Consider the following 26,285-nt stretch of genomic DNA (forward strand, 5'->3'; position numbering starts at 1 on the left):
CCCTACGGTCGCCTGTTCGGCGTGGACCGCACGGACGACTGGCTCGTGCTCAAGCTCCACATTCTGCCCGCTCCGGTCCGCCGACCACCGCGAGCCGCGGGTCGTGCGCGACATGTGCACCGATACCGCGCATCCCCCGCAGGTCGCGGCGGACGTGCGCGGCGGGTCAGACCCGCTCGACCATCGGCAGGGAACGCAGCTGGCGCTCGAGGTGGAACTGGCTGTACGCCGCGACGAGCCCGTTGCCCTCGGCACGGTGGCGCTCGGCGCTCGCGTCGGCCGCGGACCAGTCCCCCGTGAGCAGGGCAGCCAGCAGCGTGAACGTCTCCGGGGCGGGTGCCGCCGCGCCCGGCGGTCGGCAGGCCGCGCACACCGCACCCCCGGACGCGACCGCGAACGCGTGGTGCGGGCCGGGCTCGCCGCAGCGTGCGCAGTCCGTGAAGGACGGAGCCCAGCCGGCGATCGCCAGCGCGCGCAGCAGGTACGAGTCGAGCACCAGACCAGGCGCGTGCTCGCGCGTCGCGAGGGCCCGCACCGCGCCGACCAGCAGCCAGTACTGCTGCACGGACGGCTCACGCTCGGCCTCGACCAGCCTGTCGGCCGTCTCGAGCATCACGGTCCCCACGGTGTACAGCGCGTAGTCCTCGCACACGCGCCGTCCGTAGGGGCCGAGCGTCTCGGCCTGCGTCACGATGTCGAGGTTGCGACCCGTGGACAGCTGCAGGTCCACGTGCATGAACGGCTCGAGCCTCGAGCCGAAGCGCGACGACGTGCGCCGCACCCCCTTGCCGACCGCGCGCACCTTGCCGTGCTCGCGTGTCAGGAGGGTCACGATGCGATCGGCCTCCCCCAGCTTGTGGGTGCGCAGCACGATCGCCTCGTCGCGGTAGAGGCTCACGCCGCCATTGTCACCCGGACCACCGACAGACCGCGGCTCATCCGCGCCCCACCGCCGCTCGTCCTCGGCTCAGCGCGGCTTGCGCGTGAAGACGTGGTGCACCACTCCCGACGGCGACGCGACCGTCTCGACGTCGAACCGCTCCTCGAGACCTTCGAGCCCGTCCCACAGCCGGACGCCGCGGCCCAGCACGATCGGGACGACGACCACGTGGAGGTGGTCGACGAGGTCCGCCTCGAGGAACTCGCGCACGACGGTGGGTCCGCCACCGAGACGCACGTCCCGCCCGCCCGCGAGCTCGAACGCGTAGTCCAGCGCGTCGGCCGGGGTCGCCTCGCGGAAGTGGAACGTCGTCTCGCCGAGCGTCAGGTCCGGGTGTGGGTGGTGCGTGAGCACGACCACCGGCGTGCGGAACGGCGGCTCGTCGCCCCACCAGCCCTGCCACCCGTCGTCGACCCACGGACCGGTCTGGGGCCCGAACTTCCGGCGGCCCATGATCTCCGCGCCGACGCCCACGCCCCACGCGGACGCGAACGCATCGTCCACGCCGTGGGTCCCGGCGCCCACCGCCTCGGACTCGTGACCGCTCATGCCCACGAAGGTGCTCGTCGGGAAGAACCACTGCATGAGGCGACCGCCGGCGTGCCCGAAGGGAGCCTCGAGCGACTGCCCCTCACCGGTCGCGAACCCGTCGAGCGAGACAGCCAGGTTGTGCACACGCAGCTTCGGCATCCCCTCACCCTAGTGCGGGGATACGACGTGCCCGCGCCGCCGGCACCTGGCGCGAGGGACCGTCGAGGGGTGGTGACGGTCGGCGTGCGAGGGTGCCGGCGGCGCGAGTGCGCACGCGGTGTCGTCGGGGTCGCCGAGGACACCCGGCGCGCGCCCGAGGGCGGCCGGGGATGGTGCCGTCCTGCGGGAAGGCGGTGGTGGTCCGGCGCGTCAGCGCTGGTGGCGGTTGACCGCGGAGACGATCGCCTTGAGCGAGGCCGTGGTGATCGACGGGTCGATCCCGACGCCCCAGAGGATGTCGTCGCCGATCGCGCACTCGACGTACGCGGCCGCGGTCGCGTCGCCGCCGGCGGACAGCGCGTGCTCGGCGTAGTCGAGCACCGCGACGTCGACGCCCTGGGCGTTGAGCGCCGCCACGAACGCCGCGACCGGGCCGTTCCCCGAGCCCTCGATGGTGCGCTCCTCGCCGCGGTCCACGAGGTCGACGACGAGGGTGTCCGGCCCGTCCTGCACGCTCGTCGCGCGCGTGCCACGCAGTGACAGCCGGCCCCACGGCACGAGGTCGCCGAAGTCCTGGGCAGGGGTGTCGACCGCAGCGGCCTCCACCGGCAGGTACTCGTCGACGAAGATGCGCCACAGCTCGTCGGCCGTGACCTCGGTCCCGTGCTCGTCGGTGTGCCGCTGCACCACCTGCGAGAACTCGATCTGCAGACGGCGCGGCAGGTCCAGGTCCTTCTCGGACTTCATCAGGTAGCTGATGCCGCCCTTCCCGGACTGCGAGTTCACGCGGATGATCGCCTCGTAGGAGCGCCCGACGTCCTTGGGGTCGATCGGCAGGTACGGGACCGCCCACACGACGTCGTCGACGGTCTTGCCCACAGCGGCCGAACGCTGCTCGAGCGCGTCCAGCCCCTTCTTGATCGCGTCCTGGTGCGAGCCCGAGAACGCCGTGAACACCAGGTCGCCGCCGTACGGGTGCCGCTCGTTCACGGGCAGCTGGTTGCAGCGCTCGACCGTGCGGCGGATGCGGTCCATGTCGGAGAAGTCGATCTCCGGGTCGATGCCCTGGCTGAACAGGTTCATGCCCAGCGTCACCAGGCACACGTTCCCGGTGCGCTCGCCGTTGCCGAACAGGCAGCCCTCGATGCGGTCCGCGCCGGCCATGTAGCCCAGCTCGGCGGCCGCGACCGCGGTGCCCCGGTCGTTGTGCGGGTGCAGGCTCAGCACCACCGACTCGCGGTAGCGCAGGTTGCGGCTCATCCACTCGATCGAGTCGGCGTACACGTTGGGGGTCGCCATCTCGACCGTCGCGGGCAGGTTGACGATCACCGGGCGGTCGGGCGTGGGCTGCCACTCCTCGAGCACCGCGTTGCAGATCCGCAGCGCGAACTCGAGCTCGGTCCCCGTGTACGACTCGGGCGAGTACTCGTAGTACACGTCCGTGTCCGGGACCAGCTCCTCGTACTTCTTGCAGAACCGCGCACCCGAGACGGCGATGTCGACGATGCCGTCCTCGTCGGAGCGGAACACCACGTCGCGCTGCAGCGTCGAGGTCGAGTTGTACAGGTGGACGATGGCCTGCTTCGCGCCGGCGATCGCCTCGTAGGTCCGCTCGATCAGGTGCTCGCGCGCCTGCGTCAGCACCTGGATGACGACGTCGTCGGGGATGAGGTGCTCGTCGATCAGCTGGCGGACGAAGTCGAAGTCCGTCTGCGACGCCGCCGGGAACCCGACCTCGATCTCCTTGTAGCCCATGTCGACCAGCAGCTGGAACATCTCCAGCTTGCGCGCGGGGTTCATCGGCTCGATCAGGGCCTGGTTGCCGTCACGCAGGTCGACCGCGCACCAGCGCGGGGCCTTGGTGATGCGCGCGTCGGGCCAACGTCGGTCGGGCAGGTCGACGACGATCTGCTCGTGGAACGGCCGGTACTTGTGGACCGGCATGCCCGAGGGCTGCTGCGCGCTCGTCTCGGAATAGCTCATGGGGACTGCTCCTTCGCTGCGGGGGTTGGCTGCCGGCCAGCACGCACGAGAACCCGCGGCGAGGATGTGGCCTAGATGGCCTCGCCGCGGCAGCGAAGAAGGAGGGTGGTCCCGAGCACGGCGCCACCCTACTCCCGGGCCGACCCGCGTTGGCAACTCCTGCGCCCGTGCTGCTCTCTGGGTGAGACGGCCGGTCACCTCAGGGCGACGAGCACGCCCCTGCCGGTCGCATACGCCTGGGACCCGATCGTGACGACCGCGTCGGTCCCCGCGGGCAGCTCCTGCGACCACGCGTCCGAGCCGTCGTCGAGCCGCAGCACGACGAGCGTGCGCTGGGCGCCGACCACTGCGAGCCGGGACCCGTCGCTCAGCACGGCGCCGTCGGCGTCGTCGGACGGGCGCTGCCACACGCGCTGGCCGCTCGCCGCGTCGAGCGCGACCAGCGCCGACGCGCGCCGGAGCACGACGCGGTCGCGCAGGTTCGCGACGACGCTCCCGCCCACCTCGTCCGACGACCACGTCGGGTCGTTGCTCCCCGGCGCGTACTGGCGTACGACCAGCCCCCGGCGTCGTGGCTCGAGCGTCACGACGCCGGGACGGGCGCGGTCGTCGACCGCGACGAGCGCCGCGCGTCCCAGCGCGGTCGTCGTCGCCGGCGTCGATCCCGTGGGCCACATCACGGTCGTCGAGATCGCGTAGCCACGCCGCGTGGGCGACGTCCGGGTGCGCAGGACGGTGCCGTCGGGGCGCACGCGGATCTCGTCGTCGTCGTCCGCGACCCTCGACTCCCCTGTCCGTGCGTCGAGGAGCAGCCGCTCGGGCGAGGACGTGGCGACGACGACGCCGGCTCCCACGTCGAGGCTCACGCCCCCCTGCGCACGAGGGTTGTCCGTCGTCCGCGACGGCGACGTCCATCTCGGGGCCGCCGAGATCGGGTCGAGCCGCTCGACACGCAGCCCCACCGGCAACCATCCGGCGAGAACGACGTCCTCGTCCGCCGACGCGATCGCCGACCAACGCCCCACCAGCTCGTGCGTCGCGACGAGCTCGCCGTCGCCCGCGTCCAGCACCGACAGCACCGCGGGCGGCAGATCGGCCCGCCCGTCGAGCCCTGCCAGGCACGCGACGCGCGCGGCGACCTCGACGCAGCCCTGCACCGGGCCGAACGCGTCGAGGGCACGACCCCACAGCCGTTCGCCGGTCACGACGTCGAGCCCGACGACCCCCCGGCCGTCGTCCGGGTCGGGCACCACTAGCGTGGCGCCGACGAGCACCGGATCGAAGGCGTCGCCGACGTCCGCGCGCCAGCGCTCACGCAGCGGGTGCGCCAAGGACCTCACGCCGGACGCGAACGCGGCCGCGGCGAGGACGTCGCGTCGTTCCGCGCCCGCGGTGACGCGTGGCCCGACGACGAGCACCCCGCCGACGACGAGCGCGACGAGCGCCGCCACCGCGGCGAACCGCCGACGGTGCAGGTGCACGAACCGCGCGAGCGGCGCGTCCGTGGGCCACGCGCGTTCACCCGTGCGGCGCGACGCGCGCGCACCCGGTGACTCCTCGAGGTCGACGACGGTCATCGAGGGACGGTGCGACGCGCCGCGGGCGTCCATGCGGCGATGCTAGGACGGCCGACCACGGGCGGCACCCGCTGCGGCTCGAGCTCGCCCCCACCGCGCCCTGCGCGTACGTGCGCGCCGCGCTCAGGCCGTCGCTTGCGGAGCCCTGACCAGGACGAACGTGTAGTCGCCGAAGCTCACCGTCGCTCCGACGCGCAGCCGGATCGGCTGGTCGACGGGGCACACGACCTGCGCACCGTCGGGGAACGTCACGACGGTCCCGTTCGTCGAGCCCCGGTCCGCGACCCACACCCCTGCCGGCGAGACCGCGACCTGCAGGTGGGTCTTCGACACCGAGCGGCCGGGGTCGACGACGCGGACGAGCTGGACGTCGACCGCCGCAGCAGGGTTGCGGCCGACGAGCGCGACCTGCTCCACGACGACGCGGCGACCGTCGTTGAGCGCGAGCTCGGCTCCGTCGGGACGCGGCGGCGCCGCGGGCACCTGGCTGTCCGGTGGTTCGCCCGCGCGGCGGGTCGCCTCGACGTCCGGGTCCAGCTCGGGGAACGGCCCGGGGAACGGTTCGGGGAGCGGCTCGGCCCGGAGCACGGGCGCAGCGCCGCCCGGGAGGTCGTCGGCGTACGGCCGGGACGCGGCCGGGGCGGGCGTCGTGGCTGCCGGGCCGGGCGGCGGCGTGCCCGGTGACCCCGCGGGACGCGGTGGGACGATCGGCAGGGCCCGCGTGTCGACGTCCGGGCCGTGCGTGCGGGGCGCGAGCGGCGCGAGCACCAACGGCTGGCTCCCCGTCACCGCGGGGGCGTCCGCGTGCGCCCGACCGGCGGCCCACGGCGGCACGGGAGCAGGCTCGGCGGGCGTCGGCGCGAGCCGTGCCGACGATCCCGCGCGCGACGGCGCACGCAGCCCGTCGACACCGGATGCCGGACGCGCCGGGAAGGATGCGCGCTCGTCGGCCGGCACGCGCCGCAGCCCGCACGCCGTCTGGCCGATCGTCGCGCCGCGACGGACACGAACGACGACCTGCGCACAGGCGAGCACGACGACGGCGAGGATCCCACTGAGCAGCAGCACGGTGCTGCGGGACAGCGCACCGACGACCGCCGGCGCCGCGACGACGAGCAGCGCGCACAGGTCGACGAGGACCGCGGCGAACCGCTGCCCCGACGACGCCGACGTCGACGGATCGGACGCCAGGACCACGCGCCGCGTCATCGTCGGCCTCCCGTCCGCGCGCCGGCGGACGCCCGGCGCGAGCCTCGCCGTCCGGAGCGGCCGGTCCCGCGCCGCAGCGACGCGAGCGACAGCCGCGCACGCGTGCGCCGCCACCACCCGACGCCGCGGCGCATGTCGCGCACCGCCGAGTCGACGTCGGCCCAGTACGCCGCGGCCTCCTCGTCGCTCGGCACGTCCGCGGCGAACACCGCGCGGTCGGCACCGCGCGCGAGCGCGACGACGGGCGCCGCGACCCCCGCGTCACCCAGCGCGCGCGCCGACTCCAGGCGCGTCGCGCCACCGGGCACCGGGTGCCGCAGGTCCACGGCGGCGTCGAGCATCTCGTCCCAGCCGCCCGCGACCCGTTGCGCGCCGTCGGCCCCACGGCGACGACGGCGACGACGCCGTGCCTTGATCGCACCCATGACGATGAACGGCGACGCGAGCAAGAGCAGCGGCACGGCTGCGGTGCCCGCGACGATCGCGACCGTGCGCCAGACCTGGGAACCCGAGTCCGTCGCTGGCGGTGCCTGCGGCTGCGGCTGCTCGGTGTCGTCGTCGGGCGGCTTGACCGCGTCAGGAGCGGGCGGCGGGGGCTGCACGACCTGCGGCTTGGGGTCCGACGGGTTCGGCTTGTCGTCCTTCTGCGGCGTCTGCTCGCGCGGCGGGGTGGGGTCGAACGGCACCCAGCCGTACCCCGCGAAGTCGATCTCGACCCATGCCTGCACGTCGTCGCCCGTGACCGGCACCGGTGCGCCGTCCTTGGCGGTCGCCTGCGGGACGAAGCCGAGCACGACCCGTGCGGGCAGACCCATCTCGCGCGCCATGAGCGCCATCGCCGACGCGTACTGCTCGCCGTCACCCACCATGAGGTCGCCGTCGAGGAGCGACACCATGCGGTTCGCCCCGTGGCCGGACAGCGACGGCGCCTGTCCCGACTCGGTGATGCCGTGGCTGAAGTAGCCGTTCTGCGCGAGCCACTCCGCCAGCGCCTGCGCCACCTGCGCGGGCGTACCGGCATCGCGCGCGACGTCGGCGGCCGTCGTGCCGACGACGTCGGGGACGCCGCTGTCCTGCGGCAGCGAGACGTCCTTGGCCGGCGCGCGCCCGATCTCGCGCACGCTCGGCACACGTGGGACGACGACGTCGAGGTCGTAGCGCAGCCCGCCGTGCAGGCCGCCCGTCACGACCGCGGCGCCGGTCGCCTCGTCGTAGCGCAGGCCCTCGGCCGACGACGCGTCGTGCAGGTCGATCGACGTGGCCGACCCGACCGTCGGGAGCCACACCCCCGACAGCTTCTGCACGTCGATGCCCACCTTCGCCGTCGCGCCCGTGTCGTCGGTCGGGATCTGGCCGCCGACCCGGCGGAACTCACCCGACCCCTGTGCCGTGCCGTCGCCTGCGACGTTCCAGACGACGCCGTCGTAGCGGTCCATCGTGGCGAGGCGGATGCGCGCGCCCGACGGCAGCCCGGTCACCGTGAAGAGCGTCGTGTCCTTCTCCTGCTTGACGAACTGGCGGAAGGCCGCGAGCGGGCTCGAGTAGGCACGCGGGTCGAACGGCGGCACGATCTCGTCGCGCACGACGAGCCGTTCCTGCCCACCGACCACGGCGGGCCCGCCGAGCAGCGCCGCGGCGACCGTCACGGCCGCGACGAGGCCGAGCGCCACGACGCGCCGGGCTCGCAGCGAACCGGCCCGCCAGGCCGCCCACGGCAGCAGCACGACGAGAAGCACGGTGCCCGTCACCACGGGGCGCACGCTCGGGAAGCGGACGCCGAGCAGCGCCACGACCGCCGCGACGAGCACCGGGACCACGGCCGCCGACGCAGCGACCGAGCTGCTGCGTGCCCGCAGCGCGATCCCGATCGCGAGCACCGAGCCCACCAGCGCGAGCAGGAACGGTGCGACGAGCAGCCCGCCGCTCGCCCCGATCGGCGGCTGCAGGGTCAGCACCTGCTGCCACGACGTCGCGACACCCGCCGCGAGGGTCCGCAGCGTCGCCATGGTGGGCACGATGCCCGCCACGGTCGTCGTCGGAGCAGCGAGCGCACCCCCCGCGAGGAAGTAGACGACGACGAGCACCGCGCCGAGCGCCACCGCCGACCACCGCCGGACCGCGGCGAGCACGGCCGCGCCACCGCCGAGCACGAGGCCTCCGACGACCGCGGGCACCGCGGCGGTGCCGCCGTACACGTCGAGCAGCGGGTACAGGGCGAGCGCGAGCGCACCCAGCAGGCATGCGGCGCTCACCGCGAGGTCGACGCCGCGCAGACCTGCGGCACGGGTCGGCGCGGCCGCGGCGCGTGCGCTGCGGACGGCGGGTCGCTCGCTCGTCGTCGTCATGCCAGGGCCCGTCGCAGCAGCCGGGGCAGGTCGTCGAGGTCGCCGAGGGTCGCGAGCGTGAGCGCGCCCTGCGTGCGCACGGCCAGCTCACCGCCCGACGTGCACCGCACGACGAGCGTGCGCACGCCGAACGGGACGTAGCGCGCACCGAGCCGCACGTCGCCGTCGCTCGGTCCGGAGCCCGTGACCAGCACGGCGACGGTCGCGTCCGGGGTCTCGCGCGTCACGCGCCGGCCCAGCAGGGTGACGCCGGCACCCGCGTCGGAGGTCCCCACGCCCGAGCAGTCGTCGAGCAGGCGCGGCGGCGTGTCGACCCGCAGCTTGCCGGGTCCCGCGAGCACCGCGAGACCGCGCTCCTCGCGTATCACCTGGACGCCGATCGACGCGACGGTCGACACCGCGAGCTCGAACTCGTCCTCGTCGCCGTAGTCGCCGGGGTTGCTCGCGAGCGCGACGACCGTCTGCGTGCGCCGGGTGTCCTCGAACTGCTTGACCATGAGCCGGCCGCGACGTGCCGTCGTGCGCCAGTGGATGTAGCGGCGGTCGTCGCCCGCGACGTAGTCGCGCAACGCGTGGAACGAGAGGTCCGCGTCGGAGATCTCGCGCGTCGACTGCCCCTCGAGGTCGCGCAGCAGCCCGGAGCTCGCACCCGCGAGCGACACGGTGCGCGGGTGCACGTACAGGTCCTCGGGCGTCGTCCAGCGCACCGAGCGGCGCACCAGGCCCAGAGGGTCGCCGCGCACGGACCGCACCGGCCCGACGACGACCACCGCGCGTCGCTGCGTCGGGATCGCGAACAGCTCGTCGAACGACTCCCCGGGCGCCAGCGCCGGCACCGCGAGCTCGGCCACGTTCGACCCGACGGGCAGCTCGACCCTCGAGGGCAGCGACCGGCGGCGCGCCCGGTTGGTCACCTCGAGCCGTCCGACCGCACGCTCACCGATGCGCACGCGGTTCTCCGCCATGTCGAGGTCGACGCCGTAGCGCGCGCGCCCCGCGGTCATCACCAGCGCGACGAGGCACGCCGCGGCGAGCCCCGCGCCCAGCGCAGCCAGCTCGACCCAGCCCAGCACGCGGCCCGCCACGAGGAGGGCGACCGCGGCGAGCGCGGTCCCCCACCCGAGCGGCGAGACGCGCACGGTCAGACCACCCGCACCGTCGGGGGCGCGGTCGCGAGCAGCGCCTGGTTGACGACGTCGGCCTGCGACGAGCCGGCGAACTCGGCCTCGGCGTCGAGCACGACGCGGTGCGCCAGGACGGGCAGTGCGAGGTCCTTGACGTCGTCGGGCACGACGAACTCGCGGCCCTGCGACGCGGCCCACACCTTCGCGCACCGCACGAGCGCGAGCCCGCCACGCACGCTCGCGCCCAGCGCGGCGCGCGTGTCGTCGCGCGTGGCCTCCGTGAGCCGCGCGACGTAGTCGAGCACCGAGTCCTCGACGTGCACGCTCAGCGCGAGGTCGGCCATCGTCGCGACCGCCTGCGTCGTGATCCGCGGCGAGAGCGCGGCCGTGCGGTCCTTCGCACCGCCGAGGATCGCGACCGACGACGCGCGGTCCGGGTAGCCGAGCGAGGTCTTGATGAGGAACCGGTCGAGCTGGGCCTCGGGCAGCCGGTACGTGCCCGCCTGCTCGATCGGGTTCTGCGTCGCGATGACCATGAACGGCTTGCCCACGGGGTGCGAGATGCCGTCGACCGTGACGTTGCCCTCCTCCATGACCTCGAGGAGCGCTGCCTGCGTCTTGGGCGACGCGCGGTTGATCTCGTCGGCCAGCACCACCGACGCGAACACCGGCCCGGGGTGGAACTCGAAGCGCTGCGTGCCCTGGTCGTAGATCGTCACGCCCGTCACGTCGGACGGCAGCAGGTCCGGCGTGAACTGGATCCGGTGGTGCGTCCCCTGCACCGTCGCGGCGATCGCCTTCGCGAGCGACGTCTTGCCCGTCCCGGGTGCGTCCTCGAGCAGGAGGTGCCCGTCGGCGACCATCGCGGTGAGCGCGAGCCTGATCGTCTGCTCCTTGCCCAGCAGGGCGAGGCCCACGTTGGACACGAGGGCATCGAACGTCTCGGCGAACCAGGCGCTCTGCTCGGGCGTCATGGGCGGGTCTCTCCTCGGGAGGCTGGGCAAGCGTGTCGGTCGGTGGGGCCAGGGCGAGTGTGCCGCACCAAGGGGGTCATCCGCCGGACCCGTCGTCGGGCGGCGGGCTGACGGGACTCGTCGTGAACGTCGCGGTGCCGCCCGCCCAGTCGCCCGTCCCGCGCTTGTTGGTGCCGCGCACCTGGACCTCGAGCGTGTGGTCCCCGGCCGTGGCACCGCTCGGCACGACGTCGGCGGCCGCGAGGGTCGTGCTGGTGCCCGACCCGCTCGTGCTCCGCGTGGTCCATGCACCGCCGTCGACCCGCGTACGGACCTCGTACGTCACCGAGTACCCGCCGTCCGCGACGTCCCACCGCACCGCGAAGGACGTCGGGTCGGTCGACGAGTCCTTCGGGGTGACCGCGACCCCGGACACCGTCGGCGGGACGCCCCACTTCAGCGTGACCGTGGTCGACGTCGGGTCGCTCCGCAAGGTGGTCGCCCCGACGCTCGTCAGGGCGTTCACGGTCAGCGTCACGTCGGTGCCGTCGATGTCCACCCAGCCGTCGACGTCCACGACGACGGAGGTCCCCGAGACCGTGTCGCGCACCGCCTTCGAGCCCGCCGAGAGGCGGTACTCGTAGGACAGGCCTGATCCGCCGCCCGCGTCGCTCGGCTGCCACGAGATCGTGACCTTCGTCGGACGGTTGAACGTCCCGCGCTCCGTCACCGAGATCTGCGGGTCGCCCGGGGTCGACGGGTGCGTGGTCACGTCGGCCGAGCGGGCGTCGCTCGCCGCGCTCTGGTCGCCCTTGGCGTTGACCGCGACGACCGTGAACGAGTACGACTTGCCGCCCGTCAGGCCCGTGAACCGTTTCGACGAGCTCGACCCGCTGACGGTGACGTCCCCGATCCCGCCCGAGCCGTGCACGACGTAGGAGTCGATCGTCGAGCCGTTCGCGTCGGCCGACGTCCATGGGTTCCACGACACGTCCACGGCCCCCTCGCCGACGACGGCTGTCGCCGTCAGGCCGCTCGGCGCCCGCGGGGTGCCGTACGTCGACGCCGTGGTCGTCCCCGACGAGCCCCAGCCGGCCTTGTTGTGCGCGCGCACGGACACCTTGTACGGCGTGCCCGTCTTGGCGTCGTTGAACACGAACCGCTGGCCGGTCACGACCTGCGCGGGCGGGGCGTTGGGTCCGTCGATCGTCACCTCGTACTTGTCGACCGCGTCGCCGTTGGCCGCCGGTGGCGTCCACGTGACCTCGAGGACGTTCCCGATCGTCGTGTCGGTCGCGGCCACCTTGACGACGGGCGCGTCGGGGACGCCCGCGGGGGTCGCGGTCGACGCTCGGCTCCACCCGCTCGGATCCGGCGCGGCGTTGTGGGCGCGCACGCGCACGCTGTAGAGCAGCCCGTTGGTGAGGCCGGTGAACGTGCGGTGCGTCGTGGCCTCGGTGAACGTCTGGACCGCTCCACCGGGCGCGGTGAGCTCGAGCGTGTACGACGTCACCGGTGAGCCGGTCGACGCGGGTGCGGCCCAGGACGCGTCGATGCTGCGGTCACCGAACACGAGCGTCGGCGCCGCGGGCGTGTCCGGGACAGCGTCCGGGCGAGCGGGGGCGGACGCACCGCTCTCGGGCGACCAGCCGACGACGTTGTGCGCCGCGACGGTGAACGTGTACTGCGTGTCGTTCGTCAGCCCGTCGAACGTGCACGACGTGGTCACGCACACCTTGGTCTTGCCGCCCGGCTGCGCCGTGAGGCGGTACGAGTCGATCGCTGCGCCGCGCGCGTCGGGAGCCGTCCACGAGAGCACCACGGTGCGGTCGCGCACCTCCCCGACGCGTGGGGACGCGGGTGCGTCGGGGACACCGCGCACCGTCACGGTGATGCGCCCCTCGACCACGCGGTCCGGGTCCCCCGTCACGTCGCGCACCCTGAACCGCGTCTTCATCGCTCCGATGAACCCTTCGGCCGGCCGGACCGTCACGGTCGAGGAGGTCGCCGAGACCGTCCCCGAGTCCGGCGTCTCCACGTCCGCGCCGACCACCGCGAGCGCCTGGCCAGGGAACGGGTTGAACGCGCCCTTCAGCACGTCCACCGTGACCGCCGTGCCCTCCTGGCCGTCGACGTGCACGTCCTGCACGCGCGCAGTGGGCCGCGTGCTCGCGATCACCTCGAGCGGCACGGTCACCGCCATGGAACCCGTGCGTCCGTAGCCGATCCGGAGCGCGAGCGAGCCCGTGCGCCCCTTCGGCGTCGACGCGGCGGCGGCGAAGCTCAGGTTCGAGCCGTCGAGCGACGCCGTGAACCCGGCCGGGACCGCGGAGGTGATCTGGTACGTGTAGTGCTCGGCGACGCCCGAGGCTCCCGCGGGGCCGTGCGTGAACGCCGTGAGGTCGACCGTCCCGGCGGCCTCGCCGGGTGCCATCGTCAGGACGGACGGCGTGAACTTCGGCGGGTAGTCCTCGACCGCGTAGACCTCGATCGGCAGCGTGAGGAAGGCCGTGTGCGCACCCGTGTCGGTGCTGCCGTTCGAGTCTGTGACGGGCAGCGTGACCGAGGCCGCGCCGGCGTACCCCTTCGCCGAGCGGAACACGAGCGTGCCCGGATCCTTCACGAGGTTCGACCCGTCCGCGTGGCTCGCCGTCACCTGCTGCACGTCGGCGACCGAGGGCTGACGGCCGGGCGCGACCTTGACGTACTCCTGCAGCGAGATCGTCAGCGCCTCCCCCGACGCGACGCGCAGCGCGGGCGCGTTCGGGCGCAGGGTCGGCGGGAAGAACCCGGACGCGGGCACGGTGATGAACGCGTACGAGCGACGCTCGGGTGCGAGGCGGTTCACCAGGTAGTAGGGCACGGTCTGCGCGTGGTCGACGAGCGTCACGACGACGCGCCCGTCGGGGTCGACGCGCGCCACGCTCGCCGCGGACGCCGGGACGTGCACCTCGAGGTCGGACAGCGGTCCGCTCGGGTTCTGCGCGACGCCGAGCACGTCGACGCCGACCTCCGTCAGCCCGAGCGTCGTCGCCGGGGGGACGACGACGTCACGTGCGACGGGTGCGACGACCGGCGCGTCCTTCTTCACGACGACCGTGAGCACACCCGTGTCGTGCCCGCCGCGTGCGTTGCGCGCGACGTACTGCACCTGCCACGTCCCGTCCTTGGCGGGGGCGGTCACGGCGATGCGGCGGCCCTCGGCGCGCGCGTCGATGCCCTTGTCGGCGACGAGGGTCGGGTCGAGCGTGAGCTCTCCCCCCGACGAGTCGACGTCGTTGGCCAGCACGCGCACCTCGACGCGTTCGCCCGGCCTGACCGTCACGGTGTCGTCGCGCGCCACGACCGACGACGTCTGCGCGGGCGGGCTGATGCCCACCTGGATGGTCCCGACGGCACGCTGGCCGACCCAGTCCTCGACCGCGTACGTGAACGTGTCCGTCCCGGCGGAGCCGGCATCGGCCCGGTACTCGATCCAGTCGGCACCCGTGTCCGTGATGACACCCGACTGCGGCGCCGTCGCGTTCCCGAGCAGCGTCACGCCGTCCCCGTCGACGTCGATGCCGACGAGGGGCACCGGGATGCGCACGGTGTCCCCGGCGAACACGCGCGCCGTGAGGTTCTTGGGCCGTGGCGGAGCCTTGGTGTCCTTGTTCGACGCGTGCACGCGCACGGTCACGGTCGCGCCCGTCGTCTGGCCGCTCTCGTCGGCCACCTGGAACGTCGCCCGTGCCGTGACGGGCGTGCTCGGCGCCTGGTAGCGCAGCACGTCGCCCGAGACGAACAGCAGCCCCTGCCCCGCGGGAAGCGGCTCACCCAGGTCGGGCAGGAGCGTGAGCTTGTCCCCGTCGGGGTCGTAGGCGGTGTCGAGCACCGGGATCGTCACGACGCCGCCCGTGCGCACCTGCGCCTCGACGTTCTCCACGACGGGCGGTTGCGACGAGTCCTGCGCGGGCACCGGCTGCACGAGGATCTGCCCGATCGCCGACGCGACGCCGTTCGACACCGTGTAGCTCAGCACCACGGGCTCGTCGAGCGTGCGGATCGACCGGATCTGGACCAGGTGGTGGTCGAGCACGGCGACGCGCAGCGGTGAGCCCGACGGGGCGTCGACCTGCTGCAGCACGAGCACTCCGCCCGCGGGGTCGCTGTCGTTCGCGAGCGGGTCGATCGTGACCTCGCCACCAGCGGGCAGGAACGCCCTGTCGCGCACGGCCACGGGCGGCTCGCCGGTCTTCGGGAACGGGATCACGTCGATCCGCGCGAGGCCCGTGGCCTGCTGCGGCGCGGCCGTGACGACGAAGGGCACGTAGTACGTGGTGGCGCGCGCGGCCTGGAACGTGAACGTCCCGGCCTGCAGGTCGGCCGTCACGGTCGCGCCCGGGACGTCGCCGACCGAGGCCAGGCTCGCGGGCTCCGACGACGTGGTGCGCACCGCATCGAGCGGATGCACCGTGATCGGGTTGTTGACGTACGCGACCTCGTACACGGGGTCGATCTGCGGCGGCAGCGACCCGGACGCGCGCACGTCGACGTCAAGCTTCCCCTCGACGGTCGTCGTCCCGTCCGAGACCAGGAGGCGCACGGTGGTCCGACCGAGCTTCGAGCCGTTCGCGACGAACGTGAGCGAGCCGTCCTGGCGGAAACGTGCCTCGCCGTAGTCGCGGTCCACGTGCGCGCCCACGAGCAGCAGGTCGTCGCCGTCGGGGTCGCGGAAGTCGGACAGCGCCTGGTAGGTCGCGCGCTCGTCCTGACCGACCTTCAACGAGCCCGTGCGCACCTGCTCGGGGGGCGAGTCGTCCCCGTCCCCGTGCACCGTGAGGCGCACGTGGGCGGTCGACGGCGCGTTCGTGCCGCGCCCGTCGGTGATCGTGTACGTGAAGTCGACCGAGCGGGTGGCACCGGGGGCGACGCGCACCTGGAGCTCGCGCCCGCCGTAGATCTTCTCGACGACGCCGAACGCCGGGTCGATCTTGTCGACGTCGCTCACGACGAGCACGCCGCAGTCCGCGGACGAGTCGTTGTCGATGACCGGGAGCACCGTCGTGCGGCCGGCGCGGACCCCGAAGTCGTCGTCGACCGCGACCGGGGGCGCCTGCTCCTTCGAGCACTCGGTCGCCAGGTTCTGCGTCGTCTCCTGGCTGTCGGTGTCCTTGTCCTGGTCCTTGGGGTCGTCGGGCGTGTCGATGTCGTCCCAGTCGGGCGTGCGCAGGTTCGTGTCCTGCAACGGCATCCACAGGCGTCCGCGCTGCGTGTCGTTGAGCACGACCTTCGACCGGTTGACGCGGAACTTCAGCACGTCGCGGGGCGAGGTGTCCTCGAGGTCGAGCACCTTGGGCTGCTGCCCGTCGCACAGCCGCAGGTAGGAGCCGGTGGCCGTCGCCCAGGCCGCGTGCGCGCAGTCACCCACCTGGACCGGCGCGGCCGGCACGCCCGAGCCGGTCGTGCGGTGGACCTTCGGCGTGCCGCCGCCGAGCGGGACCTCGACGAGAGCGTCGGTCGTCGCGACCAGCGCGCGCGAGGACGACGGGCCGGCCTGCTGCAGCACAGGCCCGTCGCCGTCGACGTCGGCGTGCCCGTGCAGCGTCACGACGCGCGAGCCGCTCAGGCCCACCACCTCGTCGCCCACCGCCGTCACCGCGTCGACGCCCGTCCCGAGCGACCCGAGGTCGGCCGGGGCCTCACCCGGTCGGACGCGCGTCACGGTGCCGTCGCCGTGCACGGCGAGCACGGTGCCGTCCTGCGCGACGACCGCCTTGCCGCCCGTGCCGAGCTCGACGTCTGCCGGGTCCTGGCCGACGGCCAGGCCGTCGAGCGCACCGATCGCCCGCACGTACAGCCCGCCGTCGGCGTCGACGACCGCCACGACACCGGCCGCCATCGACACGTCTGCCCCGGCGGCGGCGACCTGCGTGCCGATCGACACCGTGGCCGGGTCGACGACGCCGAAGCCGTCCTGCTGCACGAGCAGCACATCGCCGCCGTCCTGCTCGACGTCGAACGACTCGCCCTTCGCCGCGACGCCCGCGTTCAGCTCCTCGACCGGCACGTTGTAGCGCCCGAGCCGCAGCTGGTCCGTCGCCGTGACCCACACCGCACCGTCGTTGAGATCGACCTTCGCGAGCGGGAAGCCCTGGTTGACGACCGCGAGCACCAGCACGAGCACAGGAACCGTGACCACCGCCGCGGCGGTCGTCACGCGATGACGCAGCGCGGGCCAGCTCACGGCGTGCACCCCTGCGCGGGGTCGTCGGACATGCGCCCGTCGGCGCGCACGATCGACACCTCGATGCACACCTGCGCGTCGTCGCCGGTCGAGGGGACGACGACCTTCGGCTGCGTCACGATCTCGAGCTTGGGCTCCCCCGTCGCCGCGCGGACGCCCCAGGTGTAGGTGTCTCCCTGCGCAGGGGCCGGGTTGCGCCACGTGAACACCACCGAGCCGTCCGCCTGCCGCGTGCCGGTGAGCGATGCGGGCGACGGCACGTCGTGGCCCACGGCCGCGTCCGGTGGCTGGCTGAGCTCGGTGCTCTGCTGCGGGTTCGCGTCGCTGCGCCCGTTCGTCACGACGAGCGCGACGCCGACGATCGCCGCGAGCACCACCAGGCCGGACACGACGGCCGTCACCGCGCGCCCGCGCGGCGCGGGCTCGTCGACACGCGCACGTTCGAGGACGAGCTCGCGCGCTTCGTCCGACCTCTCGGCCCCGCCGGCGGTCGCGCCGGCAGTGCCGGCAGCGCCGGCCGGGCCGGGAACGGTGCCGACGGGCGGCACGGCCTGCCACGCCGGCTTCGTCGGCGCGACCTCCATGACCGGACGCAGCCGCGTCGCGTCGTCGGCCGGGCCGCCCTCGCGGAGCGGCCCCGTGCCCTCCTCGACCGGGAGATCGGGCAGGTCCAGCGGCGTCACCGGCAGCCCGAGGTCGGCCTCGACCTGCTGCAGCGCCCGCGCGACGGCCTCGGCCGAGGCGTAGCGCCGCGACGGGTGCTTGGCCATCGCACGGTCGAGCACCGCGAACAGCGCGGGCGGCACGTCCTGGCGGCCGGTCGGCGGCAGCTGGGAGCGTTCGATGCGCGTGACCAGGTCCTGGGCGCTGTTGTGGCCGCCGGGCACCTCGAACGGCGTGCGGCCCGCGAGCAGCGAGTAGATCGTCGCGGCGAGCGAGTACACGTCCGAGCGCTCGTCACCGTCAGGGTGCTCCGCGAGCAGCTCCGGTGGCGACCACGGGATCGACATCCCGACCGTGCCGCCACCGGCCTGGCCCACGGTCGCGGCGATGCCGAAGTCGGTCAGCGCCGGCCAGCCGAAGTCGGTGGTGAGCACGTTCGCCGGCTTGATGTCGCGGTGCAGGATCCCGACGCGGTGGGCGGCCTCGACCGCCGACGCGAGCCGGATCCCGATGCGCAGCGCCTCGTGCACCGAGATGTGCTCGGTCCGGTAGCGCTGCGCGAGGCTCGGCCGAGAGCAGTACTCCATGACGAGGTACGGCCGGCCGTCGGCGGCGATCGCCGCCTGGTGGATCGTGACGATCGACGGGTGGTGCGAGAGCTGGGCCATGAGGTTGGCCTCGGTCTGGAAGCGCGAGCGCACGTCGTCGTCGAGGCTGCCCGCGAGCAGCACCTTCACCGCGACGTCGCGCACCGGCAGGTCCTGCCGGTACAGGAAGACGTCCGCGAAGCCACCCAGCCCCAGCAACCGCACGTATCGGTAGCCGGGGAGCGTCGGCGGGGCCGACGCCTCCCGGCGCGCCGTCACGAGCCTCGCTCCACCGTGAACGTCACCCCGTCGCCGAGGTCGACGACCTGGCCGGGCTCGACCGCCGTCGCCTCGCCCGGGTGCAGGCGGCGCGCGCCCTCGCCCGGGATCGTGACGTGCACGCCGTTGGTCGAGGCGAGGTCCGTCACGACCACCTTGCCGTCCTCCGCCCGGACCTCCGCGTGCGTGCGCGAGATGTCCTGCTGCGGGCTCGGGACCGCGACCAGGCGCGGCAGCTCACGGTTGGTCACGCGCGCCACCTGGGGCGCACGCCCCAGCAGCACGGCCCGGTCGAGCGGCACCACGAGGCCCGTCGACAGGACGAGCTGCGGGGACCGTGCCGAGACGAAGGGCGCCGGGACGTCCTGCGCACCCGACCAGTCCGCCGCCCAGGACGGCAGCCGCTCGCGGATCGCCGCGAGGTCCGACGACAGGATCGTCAGCCCGTCGTGGTCGTCGAGCGACGCGGCTCCTACCGAGGCGAGCGCGGCGGCCACAGGGGGCTCGACGGGCTCGAGCTCGTCCTCGTCGAGGTCGTCGGCGTCGAGCGGCACCAGCGCGGGCACCTCGCCCGCGTAGACGTCCTCCTGCGGGCGCATGGACGGGGCGAGGTCCTCCTCGGGAGCGAACGACAGGTCCGGGAGGTCCGTCGCACCGGTCGCACTCGTCGGGACGACCTCCACGCGGTCCGTGACGGGCTCCGGCTCGGTCCCGGTGGCGGGCTCCGGCGCGGCGTCCGGTGCGGCGTCTGGCGCGTCCGCGGCCGGCACGTCCGCGGCCGGCACGTCTGCGGCCGGCACGTCTGCGACCGGCGCAGCGACGTGGGGCGCCTCGACGGGCGTCACGAGCTTGCGCAGCGACGTCGTCGGTGCCGCGGCCTGCACGGGCTCGGGCGCGGCGGTCGGACCGTCGACGACCACCGTGGCGGCGTCCTCGTCGTCGACCAGCACGACCTCGACCTGGGCCGCAGGTGCCGCACCGTCACCGAGCGGCCAAGCACCCAGTTCGCCTGCCTCGTCGTCGGCCCCGCCCGATCGCACCAGCACGGACGTCGCCGGCTCGAGGACCTGCTCGCTCCACGTCGTCACGTCGCCTGCGACGAGCGTGCGAGCCCCGACGGCGGACGAGACGACCACCTCGACGTCGCCCCGCAGCACGACGTGCACGCGCTGGCCCCGCACGGCGACCATCGCGAACGCCGGCAGCGACGCGAACCCGTCACGTGCGAGGACTGCCAGTGCGCCGAGCACGCCGTCGGAGCCGTTGCGCCACACCTCGAGCACCTTCGCGGCGTCGACCGACGGGTCGAGGAGCGCGACGAAGCCGGGGCTCGCGACGCCGGTCCACGTGCCGGGGCGGTAGGTGGGGACGCTCATGAGCCGATCTCCTGTGCCGGGTTCGGGCGGGTGCGGGGCACCGTCGCCCCGTGCAGCATCTCGTCCCACTGGTGGGCGCCGAGCTCGGCGCCTACGCGCGGGACCGTGATGTGGACCTCGTCGAGGGCGCCGGTGGACGTCGCGACGTCGACGACGACCGCGCTCACGTTGTCCCGCGCACCACGCTCGAGCGCCATGCCGACGAGGGTCCCCGCGGCCTCCTGCGCGTCGGGGACCGACGCGAGCACGCCCGACAGCTCGGCGGGTCCCAGCTCGCGAGTGAGGCCGTCGGTGCAGATGAGCAGGCGGTCATGCATCCCGGCGGGCAGCAGCCAGTAGTCGGGCTCGGGGTCCCCTTGCGTCCCGAGCGCACGCGTCAGCACGTGCCGCTCGGGATGGGACGCCGCGTCCGCGACGTCGATGCGGCCCAGGTCGATGAGCTCCTGCACGACCGAGTGGTCGACGCTCACCTGCTCGAGCTCGTCGTCGGCCCAGCGGTAGACGCGCGAGTCGCCCACGTTGAACACGAGCCAGTACGAGCCGCCCTCGTGCACCGTGACGGCGACGCCCGCGACCGTCGTGCCGCCCTGGCGCCCCGCTGCGAACTCGCTCTGGATGCGGGCCGCCGTCCGCTCGAAGCACGCGTGGATGTCGTCGGCCGTCGCGGACGGCTGCCCCGCGAGCTGCGCGAACTCCTCGACCGCGATGCGGCTCGCCAGGTCGCCAGCGTCGTGCCCGCCCATGCCGTCGGCGACGAGGAACACCGGCGGGTACGCGAGCAGCGCGTCCTCGTTGACCTCGCGCACCAGACCGCGGTCCGTCGCGGATCCCCATGACGTCCGCATGGGCCACCCCCTCGTGTCGGTCACCGGGACGCGCATCCCGACGAAGCATCGGCGCACATCGTGCCTCACGTGAGCCGGAACGGTCACATCCGTCCCGTTCGTCTCACCCGGAGGCCCGATGCTAGACGTGTCGTCAGATGCCGAGCTGGAAGACACCCCAGTACGCGAGCACGACGAGCAGGACGCAGCTGCCCACCACCGCGCCCCACGCGACGACGCTGCGCACGACCCCGGTGCGCGGGGCGTCCTGCGCGCGGGGGCGTCGCAGCGCGGCGACCACGACGAGCCCGGCGACCACGGCGGCGATGCCCAGGACGCGGACCCCGATCCACCCGCCCTTGACCACCCAGTCGTTGTGCGCGTAGTCGAGCGCGAGCCGGGCGATCGCGACGATGTACCAGACGAGGGCGACGACCGTGAGCACCGTCGCGGTGCCGAAGACCGCGAGCCGCACGGGGACGCCGCGGGCGAGGCGGTGCACGGCCCCACCGCGCGACCGACGCGCCGCCTCGACGACTCGCGCGCCCGGTACGACGAGCAGCGGCAGCAGGACGAGGGCGCCGGAGACGAGCACGGTCCCGAGCACCACGTCCCCCGAGCGCAACCAGCGGGGCTGCGGCACGGGCGCCGCGACGAACTCCTGCTCAGGTTGGTCGCCCGCGATGCGGGGCGGCGCGTCCGCCGTCTGCGGCAGCCCGAGGACCCACCCGCTCAGGCCGGTGAGGAAGTCAGGTGCCATGACGCCGTCGGGCAGCTTCATGCCGTGGTTCGCGTGCGCGTAGTAGCGGACCGTGACGTCGTTGTTCCCCGCGATCGCCGTGTCGCGGATGATCTGCTCGGCGCCCTGCACGATCGGCATCGACGAGTCACCGGTGCCGTACGCGACGAGCACCGGTTGGCGCATCTGACGCTGCCAGGGCGTGACGTCGAAGTCCGCGTAGTCGATGCTGCCACCCGGCAGCGCCATCCCGACGGCGCGCGGGATCGCGCGGAAGACGCCCCGCGGGACGTTCGTGTTGCGCAGGTAGTTGTCAGCGGCGAACGCGCCCTGCTCGCGTGGCGGGACCACGGGTGCCGACGTGAGCACGACGAACGCGATGCGCGGGTCCTTCGCGGCCATCACGGGGGCGATCCACGCACCCTCGCTCTCGGCGTACACCCCGACGCGGTCGGGGTCGACGCCTGCCAGACCACGCAGCGCCTCGACCGACCGCTCGTAGTCGCCGGCCATGGTCACGTAGTCGCGGTGCCGCAGCGAGTACGTGTCCAGGCGCTTGTCCGGCACGAGCGTCACGATGCCCGCGGCCGCCATCGCCGCCGACTGCTCGCGGAAAGCGGTCGCGTGGCTGCCCGTGCCTGCTCCGTGCACGAACACCACGCCGGGCAGCGGGCCGGTGGCACCCACGGGTTCCTGCACCTTCGCCTGCACGGTCGTGCCGTCGAGCTGCACCGTGATCACCGACGTCTTGACCTCGTACGTGCGCAGCGCCGGTGCCCCGCCGATGGCGGTCGACGTCGACTCGACCTCGAGCGGGTCGGTCAACGGCAGCGGGTCCCACTGCGGTCCCATCGCGGTGCCGAGGATCGCGAGCACGATGACGCCCAGCGCGGTGCTCGCGACCATGCGGTACGGCCCCGCGAGCCGGCGCTCGAGATCGGCCCCGCGCACGCGCCACCGCGAGCGCGACCGCTCGGGACCGGGGGCCGGCTCGGTGACCCCGGCCTGCTCGTCGGACGTCAGCACCTAGAACCCCAGCCGGCCCAGCTGCTTGGGGTCGCGCTGCCAGTCCTTGGCGACCTTGACGTGGAGGTCGAGGTACACGCGAGAGCCCAGCAGCGCCTCGATCCCTCGCCGCGCCTGGCTGCCGACGTCGCGCAGGCGCGCGCCGCCCTTGCCGATGACGATCGCCTTCTGCGAGTCGCGCTCGACGAACAGGTGCACGCGCACGTCGAGCATCGGCGGCGCGTCGGGGTCGCTCTGCTCGCGCGGGACGATCTCGTCGACGACGACCGCGAGCGAGTGCGGCAGCTCGTCGCGCACGCCCTCGAGCGCCGCCTCGCGCACCAGCTCGGCGACCATGACCTGCTCGGGCTCGTCGGTGAGCTCGCCCTCGGGGTACAGCGCAGGGCCCTCGGGCAGGTGGCTGACGAGCACGTCCGCGAGCACGCCCACCTGGTACCCGCCGGTCGCGGACACCGGCACGATGTCCGCCCAGTCGCCGAGGCGCTGCACCGCGAGGAGATGCTCGGCCACCCGCGCGCGCGGCACCAGGTCCGTCTTGGTCACGACCGCGACGACGGGCGTCCCGCGCTTGCCCTCGGGCGCCAGCGCCGCCAGCTGCTCGGCGATGAAGCGGTCGCCCGGACCGACCTTCTGGTCCGCGGGCAGGCAGAAGCCGATGACGTCGACCTCGCTCAGCGTGTCCTTGACGAGCGTGTTGAGGCGCTCCCCCAGGAGCGTGCGCGGCCGGTGCAGACCGGGGGTGTCGACGAGCACCAGCTGCGCGTCGTCGCGGTGCACGATGCCGCGAACGGTGTGCCGGGTCGTCTGCGGGCGCCCCGACGTGATCGCGACCTTCTGGCCCACGAGCGCGTTGGTCAGCGTCGACTTGCCGGCGTTGGGCCGGCCGACGAGGCAGGCGAAGCCCGATCGGAAGGTCATGTCGTGGCTCCGTGGTTCTCGTGGTGCTGCTGGTCCTGGGCGGCGGCCCTGTCGTCCGTGGGTGGCTCGGCGAGGCTCACGAGCACGCTCGCGAGCCGGCGGCGCCGTCCCTCGACCCGGTCGGCGACGAGCCGCAGGCCGTGGATCTCGCCCGTCGAGCCGGGCAGTGGCACCTTACCGAGCGCCTTGGCGAGAAGTCCGCCCGCGCTGTCGACGTCCTCGTCCTCGACCTCGAGGCCGAACAGCTCTCCGAGCTCGTCGCGACCGAGCCGCGCGGGGACGCGGAACGTCCCGCCGCCGAGGTCCTCGACCTCGAGGGCGGACGCGTCGTGCTCGTCGGTGAGCTCTCCGACGATCTCCTCGAGCGCGTCCTCGATCGTCACGAGCCCGGCGATCCCGCCGTACTCGTCGACCACCATCGCGATGTGCGACGACCCGGACTGCAGCTCGCGCAGCAGGTCGTCGACCGGCTTCGACTCGGGCACGAACACCGCCGGGCGTGCGAGCGCACCGGCCGGCGCGTCGAGCACGTCGTCGGAGTCGTCCCGCTCGCCGGGCGCGACCGGGAGCCGGCGCACCACGTCCTTGAGGTAGAGCACGCCGCGCAGGTCGTCGACCGAGTCGCCGACGACGGGCACGCGCGAGAACCCGGACCGCAGCAGCAGCGAGAGCGCCTTGTGCACGGGCGTGTCCGCGTGCGTCGTGACCATGTCGGTGCGCGGCACCATGACCTCACGCGTGAGGGTGTCGCCGAGCTCGAGCACCGAGCGGAACATCTCGCGCTCGTCGTCCTCGATCGCCTCGGACTCGCTCACGCGCTGCACCATGTCCCGCAGCTCGTCCTCGTCGTCGTCCGTGACGCCACGTGCCGACGGCGAGCGCCGCCCGAGGGCGCCTGCCACGACCTCGACGGCCCGCAGCGGGCGGGACAGCGCGGTCAGGGTCCGCACGGGGTGCCGGCGCCCGATCGTGCGAGGGCTCACGCGCACGAGGAGGAACGCGACGACCGCGCACAGCGCGACGGACACCAGCGCGACCCCCCACCACGGCATCCGGGTGCTCGCGACCGCGAGCGTGAGCAGCACGGACGCGACCATCTCCGCGAGCAGCCGCACGAAGGCGGCGGCGGCGGCCACGCGCGACGACGAGTCGACGAGCACGCGCACGCGCTGCGCGGCGGGGTGCTGCTCGGCCACGAGGTCCGTGACGGCGGCGCGCGAGACCCGCAGCACCGCGACCTCGCCGGCGGACATCGCGGCGGCGACGAGCACGCCGAGGACCGCGACGACCACGAGGAGGCCGACAGGGACGTCAGTCATGCGCGTGCGCTCACCGTCCGGCGAGGAACGTGAGCAGGAGCCGGCGCTGGAGCGCGAACATCTCCTTCTCCTCCTCCGGCTCGGCGTGGTCGTAGCCGAGCAGGTGCAGGATGCCGTGCGTCGTGAGCAGCAGCAGCTCCTCCGCGGTGGAGTGCCCGGCGGCGACGGCCTGCCGCGCGGCGACCTCGGGGCACAGCACGACGTCCCCGAGCAGCCCGGCGGGCGTCGGGTCGCCGTCGCGGCCGGGGCGCAGCTCGTCCATCGGGAACGAGAGCACGTCGGTCGGCCCGGGCTCGTCCATCCACTTCACGTGCAGGTCGGTCATCACGTCGGTGCCGACGAGCACGATCGACAGGTCCGTCTGCGGGTGCAGGTGCATCTCGTCGAGCACGTACCGCGCGAGGGCGGCGAACTCCGCCTCGTCGACCGCGTAGCCCGACTCGTTGTTGACCTCGATGCTCATCTAGCTCCTGTCCCAGCGCGCGTAGGCGTCGATGATGTCGCTCACCAGGCGGTGCCGGACCACGTCCGACGACGACAGGCGGCAGAACTCCACGTCGTCGATCCCCCCGAGGACCTGCTCGACGACCCGCAGGCCGGATGCCGTGCCCGAGGGCAGGTCCACCTGCGTCACGTCGCCCGTGACGACGACCCTCGAGCCGAACCCGAGCCGGGTGAGGAACATCTTCATCTGCTCGACCGAGGTGTTCTGCGCCTCGTCGAGGATGATGAACGAGTCGTTGAGCGTGCGGCCGCGCATGTACGCGAGCGGCGCCACCTCGATCGTCCCGGCCTCCATGAGCCGCGGGATCTGCTCGGGGTCGACCATGTCGTGCAGCGCGTCGTACAGGGGGCGCAGGTACGGGTCGATCTTGTCCGCGAGCGAGCCGGGCAGGAAGCCGAGCCGCTCGCCCGCCTCGACCGCGGGACGGGTCAGGACGATCCGGTTGACCTTGCGGTCGTTGAGCGCCTGCACGGCCTTCGCCATCGCGAGGTACGTCTTGCCGGTGCCCGCGGGTCCGATCCCGAACGTCACCGTGTTGCGGTCGATCGCGTCGACGTACTCCTTCTGTCCCGGCGTCTTGGGCCGGATCGTGCGACCGCGCCCGGACAGGATGTTGAACGACAGCACGTCGGCGGGCCGCGCGTGGGACCCCGCCGTGAGCATCGCGACGGTGCGACGCACGACGTCCGGTGTCAGCGGTGTGCCCGCGCCGGCCATCTCGACGAGCTCGTCGACGAGCCGTGCGACGAGCGCGACGTCGCCCGCCGGCCCGGCGAGCGTGACCTCGTTGCCCCGTACGTGCACGTCGACGCCGCGGAAGCCCTCCTCGATCGCGCGCAGCACCTCGTCGCGCAGGCCGAGGAGCTCGACCATCGAGACATCGGCGGGGACGGAGATGCGGTGCTCGACGCGAGCGGCCACGCCGTGGGGGACGCGCTGCGAGTCGGCGCGGGGCGCCTGGTTGCGGGGTGCTGCGGTGGGATCAGCCATGTGCTCGGCGTA

At 73.7% G+C, this 26,285-nt stretch carries 17 protein-coding genes; all 17 read right to left on the reverse strand.

Features of this window, described 5'->3' with window-relative positions; translation table 11 throughout:
* Window positions 1-166: 166 nt before the first annotated feature.
* Window positions 167-898 carry a DNA repair protein RecO gene (gene recO, locus AW16_RS0105790; RefSeq protein ID WP_029288925.1) on the reverse strand — a complete coding sequence of 244 codons (732 nt, stop codon included), beginning with the start codon at window positions 896-898 and terminating at the stop codon, window positions 167-169.
* 69 nt (window positions 899-967) lie between these two features.
* Window positions 968-1,630, reverse strand: a complete 663-nt coding sequence (locus AW16_RS0105795; RefSeq protein ID WP_029288927.1) for a dihydrofolate reductase family protein — start codon at window positions 1,628-1,630, stop codon at window positions 968-970.
* A gap of 210 nt (window positions 1,631-1,840) precedes the next feature.
* Window positions 1,841-3,613, reverse strand: a complete 1,773-nt coding sequence (leuA, locus tag AW16_RS0105800) for a 2-isopropylmalate synthase (RefSeq protein ID WP_029288930.1) — start codon at window positions 3,611-3,613, stop codon at window positions 1,841-1,843.
* Window positions 3,614-3,807: 194 nt separating this feature from the next.
* A complete protein-coding gene (locus tag AW16_RS0105805) occupies window positions 3,808-5,223 on the reverse strand; it encodes a PQQ-binding-like beta-propeller repeat protein (protein ID WP_029288932.1) in 1,416 nt (471 codons plus the stop codon).
* Window positions 5,224-5,313: 90 nt separating this feature from the next.
* Window positions 5,314-6,399, reverse strand: coding sequence for an FHA domain-containing protein (locus AW16_RS18010; RefSeq protein ID WP_156044063.1), 1,086 nt, complete (start codon window positions 6,397-6,399; stop codon window positions 5,314-5,316).
* Entirely contained in the window at window positions 6,396-8,744 is a 2,349-nt protein-coding gene (locus AW16_RS0105815) for a transglutaminase family protein (RefSeq protein WP_051681699.1), read from the reverse strand. The genes AW16_RS18010 and AW16_RS0105815 overlap by 4 nt, the downstream gene beginning before the upstream one ends.
* Complete coding sequence (locus tag AW16_RS0105825) at window positions 8,741-9,883, reverse strand: DUF58 domain-containing protein (protein ID WP_081861485.1); 1,143 nt, start codon at window positions 9,881-9,883, stop codon at window positions 8,741-8,743. The genes AW16_RS0105815 and AW16_RS0105825 overlap by 4 nt, the downstream gene beginning before the upstream one ends.
* Before the next feature lie 2 nt (window positions 9,884-9,885).
* Entirely contained in the window at window positions 9,886-10,842 is a 957-nt protein-coding gene (locus AW16_RS0105830; protein WP_029288940.1) for a MoxR family ATPase, read from the reverse strand.
* Between the two features lie 76 nt (window positions 10,843-10,918).
* A complete protein-coding gene (locus AW16_RS0105835; RefSeq protein ID WP_051681713.1) occupies window positions 10,919-17,047 on the reverse strand; it encodes a fibronectin type III domain-containing protein in 6,129 nt (2,042 codons plus the stop codon).
* Window positions 17,044-18,576: a serine/threonine-protein kinase gene (locus tag AW16_RS0105840; protein ID WP_029288944.1), complete on the reverse strand. Its 1,533-nt coding sequence runs from the start codon at window positions 18,574-18,576 to the stop codon at window positions 17,044-17,046. Before AW16_RS0105840 ends, AW16_RS0105835 begins: the two co-directional genes overlap by 4 nt.
* Entirely contained in the window at window positions 18,573-19,952 is a 1,380-nt protein-coding gene (locus AW16_RS0105845) for an FHA domain-containing protein (protein ID WP_029288946.1), read from the reverse strand. The genes AW16_RS0105840 and AW16_RS0105845 overlap by 4 nt, the downstream gene beginning before the upstream one ends.
* Window positions 19,949-20,797 (reverse strand): PP2C family serine/threonine-protein phosphatase, encoded by an 849-nt coding sequence (locus AW16_RS0105850; protein WP_051681714.1) that lies wholly within the window; start codon window positions 20,795-20,797, stop codon window positions 19,949-19,951. Before AW16_RS0105850 ends, AW16_RS0105845 begins: the two co-directional genes overlap by 4 nt.
* Window positions 20,798-20,930: 133 nt before the next feature.
* Window positions 20,931-22,541 carry an alpha/beta hydrolase family protein gene (locus tag AW16_RS0105855; RefSeq protein WP_369794758.1) on the reverse strand — a complete coding sequence of 537 codons (1,611 nt, stop codon included), beginning with the start codon at window positions 22,539-22,541 and terminating at the stop codon, window positions 20,931-20,933.
* Window positions 22,542-23,459, reverse strand: a complete 918-nt coding sequence (gene era, locus AW16_RS0105860; RefSeq protein WP_029288952.1) for a GTPase Era — start codon at window positions 23,457-23,459, stop codon at window positions 22,542-22,544.
* Entirely contained in the window at window positions 23,456-24,778 is a 1,323-nt protein-coding gene (locus AW16_RS0105865; protein ID WP_029288954.1) for a hemolysin family protein, read from the reverse strand. Before AW16_RS0105865 ends, era begins: the two co-directional genes overlap by 4 nt.
* 10 nt (window positions 24,779-24,788) lie before the next feature.
* Entirely contained in the window at window positions 24,789-25,241 is a 453-nt protein-coding gene (gene ybeY, locus AW16_RS0105870; protein ID WP_029288956.1) for an rRNA maturation RNase YbeY, read from the reverse strand.
* Entirely contained in the window at window positions 25,242-26,273 is a 1,032-nt protein-coding gene (locus tag AW16_RS0105875) for a PhoH family protein (RefSeq protein ID WP_029288959.1), read from the reverse strand.
* Between the last annotated feature and the right edge of the window lie 12 nt (window positions 26,274-26,285).

Origin of the sequence: Cellulomonas sp. HZM, from assembly GCF_000708885.1 — a bacterium.
Classification (GTDB): domain Bacteria; phylum Actinomycetota; class Actinomycetes; order Actinomycetales; family Cellulomonadaceae; genus Cellulomonas.

Coding starts and splice junctions, on each gene's coding strand:
- leuA (WP_029288930.1), bottom strand. CDS start 3,613: ATGAGCTATTCCGAGACGAGCGCGCAGCAGCCCTCGGGCATGCCGGTC.
- AW16_RS0105850 (WP_051681714.1), bottom strand. CDS start 20,797: ATGCGGACGTCATGGGGATCCGCGACGGACCGCGGTCTGGTGCGCGAG.
- AW16_RS0105845 (WP_029288946.1), bottom strand. CDS start 19,952: ATGAGCGTCCCCACCTACCGCCCCGGCACGTGGACCGGCGTCGCGAGC.
- AW16_RS18010 (WP_156044063.1), bottom strand. CDS start 6,399: ATGACGCGGCGCGTGGTCCTGGCGTCCGATCCGTCGACGTCGGCGTCG.
- AW16_RS0105875 (WP_029288959.1), bottom strand. CDS start 26,273: ATGGCTGATCCCACCGCAGCACCCCGCAACCAGGCGCCCCGCGCCGAC.
- AW16_RS0105805 (WP_029288932.1), bottom strand. CDS start 5,223: ATGGACGCCCGCGGCGCGTCGCACCGTCCCTCGATGACCGTCGTCGAC.
- ybeY (WP_029288956.1), bottom strand. CDS start 25,241: ATGAGCATCGAGGTCAACAACGAGTCGGGCTACGCGGTCGACGAGGCG.
- AW16_RS0105865 (WP_029288954.1), bottom strand. CDS start 24,778: ATGACTGACGTCCCTGTCGGCCTCCTCGTGGTCGTCGCGGTCCTCGGC.
- AW16_RS0105815 (WP_051681699.1), bottom strand. CDS start 8,744: ATGACGACGACGAGCGAGCGACCCGCCGTCCGCAGCGCACGCGCCGCG.
- era (WP_029288952.1), bottom strand. CDS start 23,459: ATGACCTTCCGATCGGGCTTCGCCTGCCTCGTCGGCCGGCCCAACGCC.
- AW16_RS0105830 (WP_029288940.1), bottom strand. CDS start 10,842: ATGACGCCCGAGCAGAGCGCCTGGTTCGCCGAGACGTTCGATGCCCTC.
- AW16_RS0105795 (WP_029288927.1), bottom strand. CDS start 1,630: ATGCCGAAGCTGCGTGTGCACAACCTGGCTGTCTCGCTCGACGGGTTC.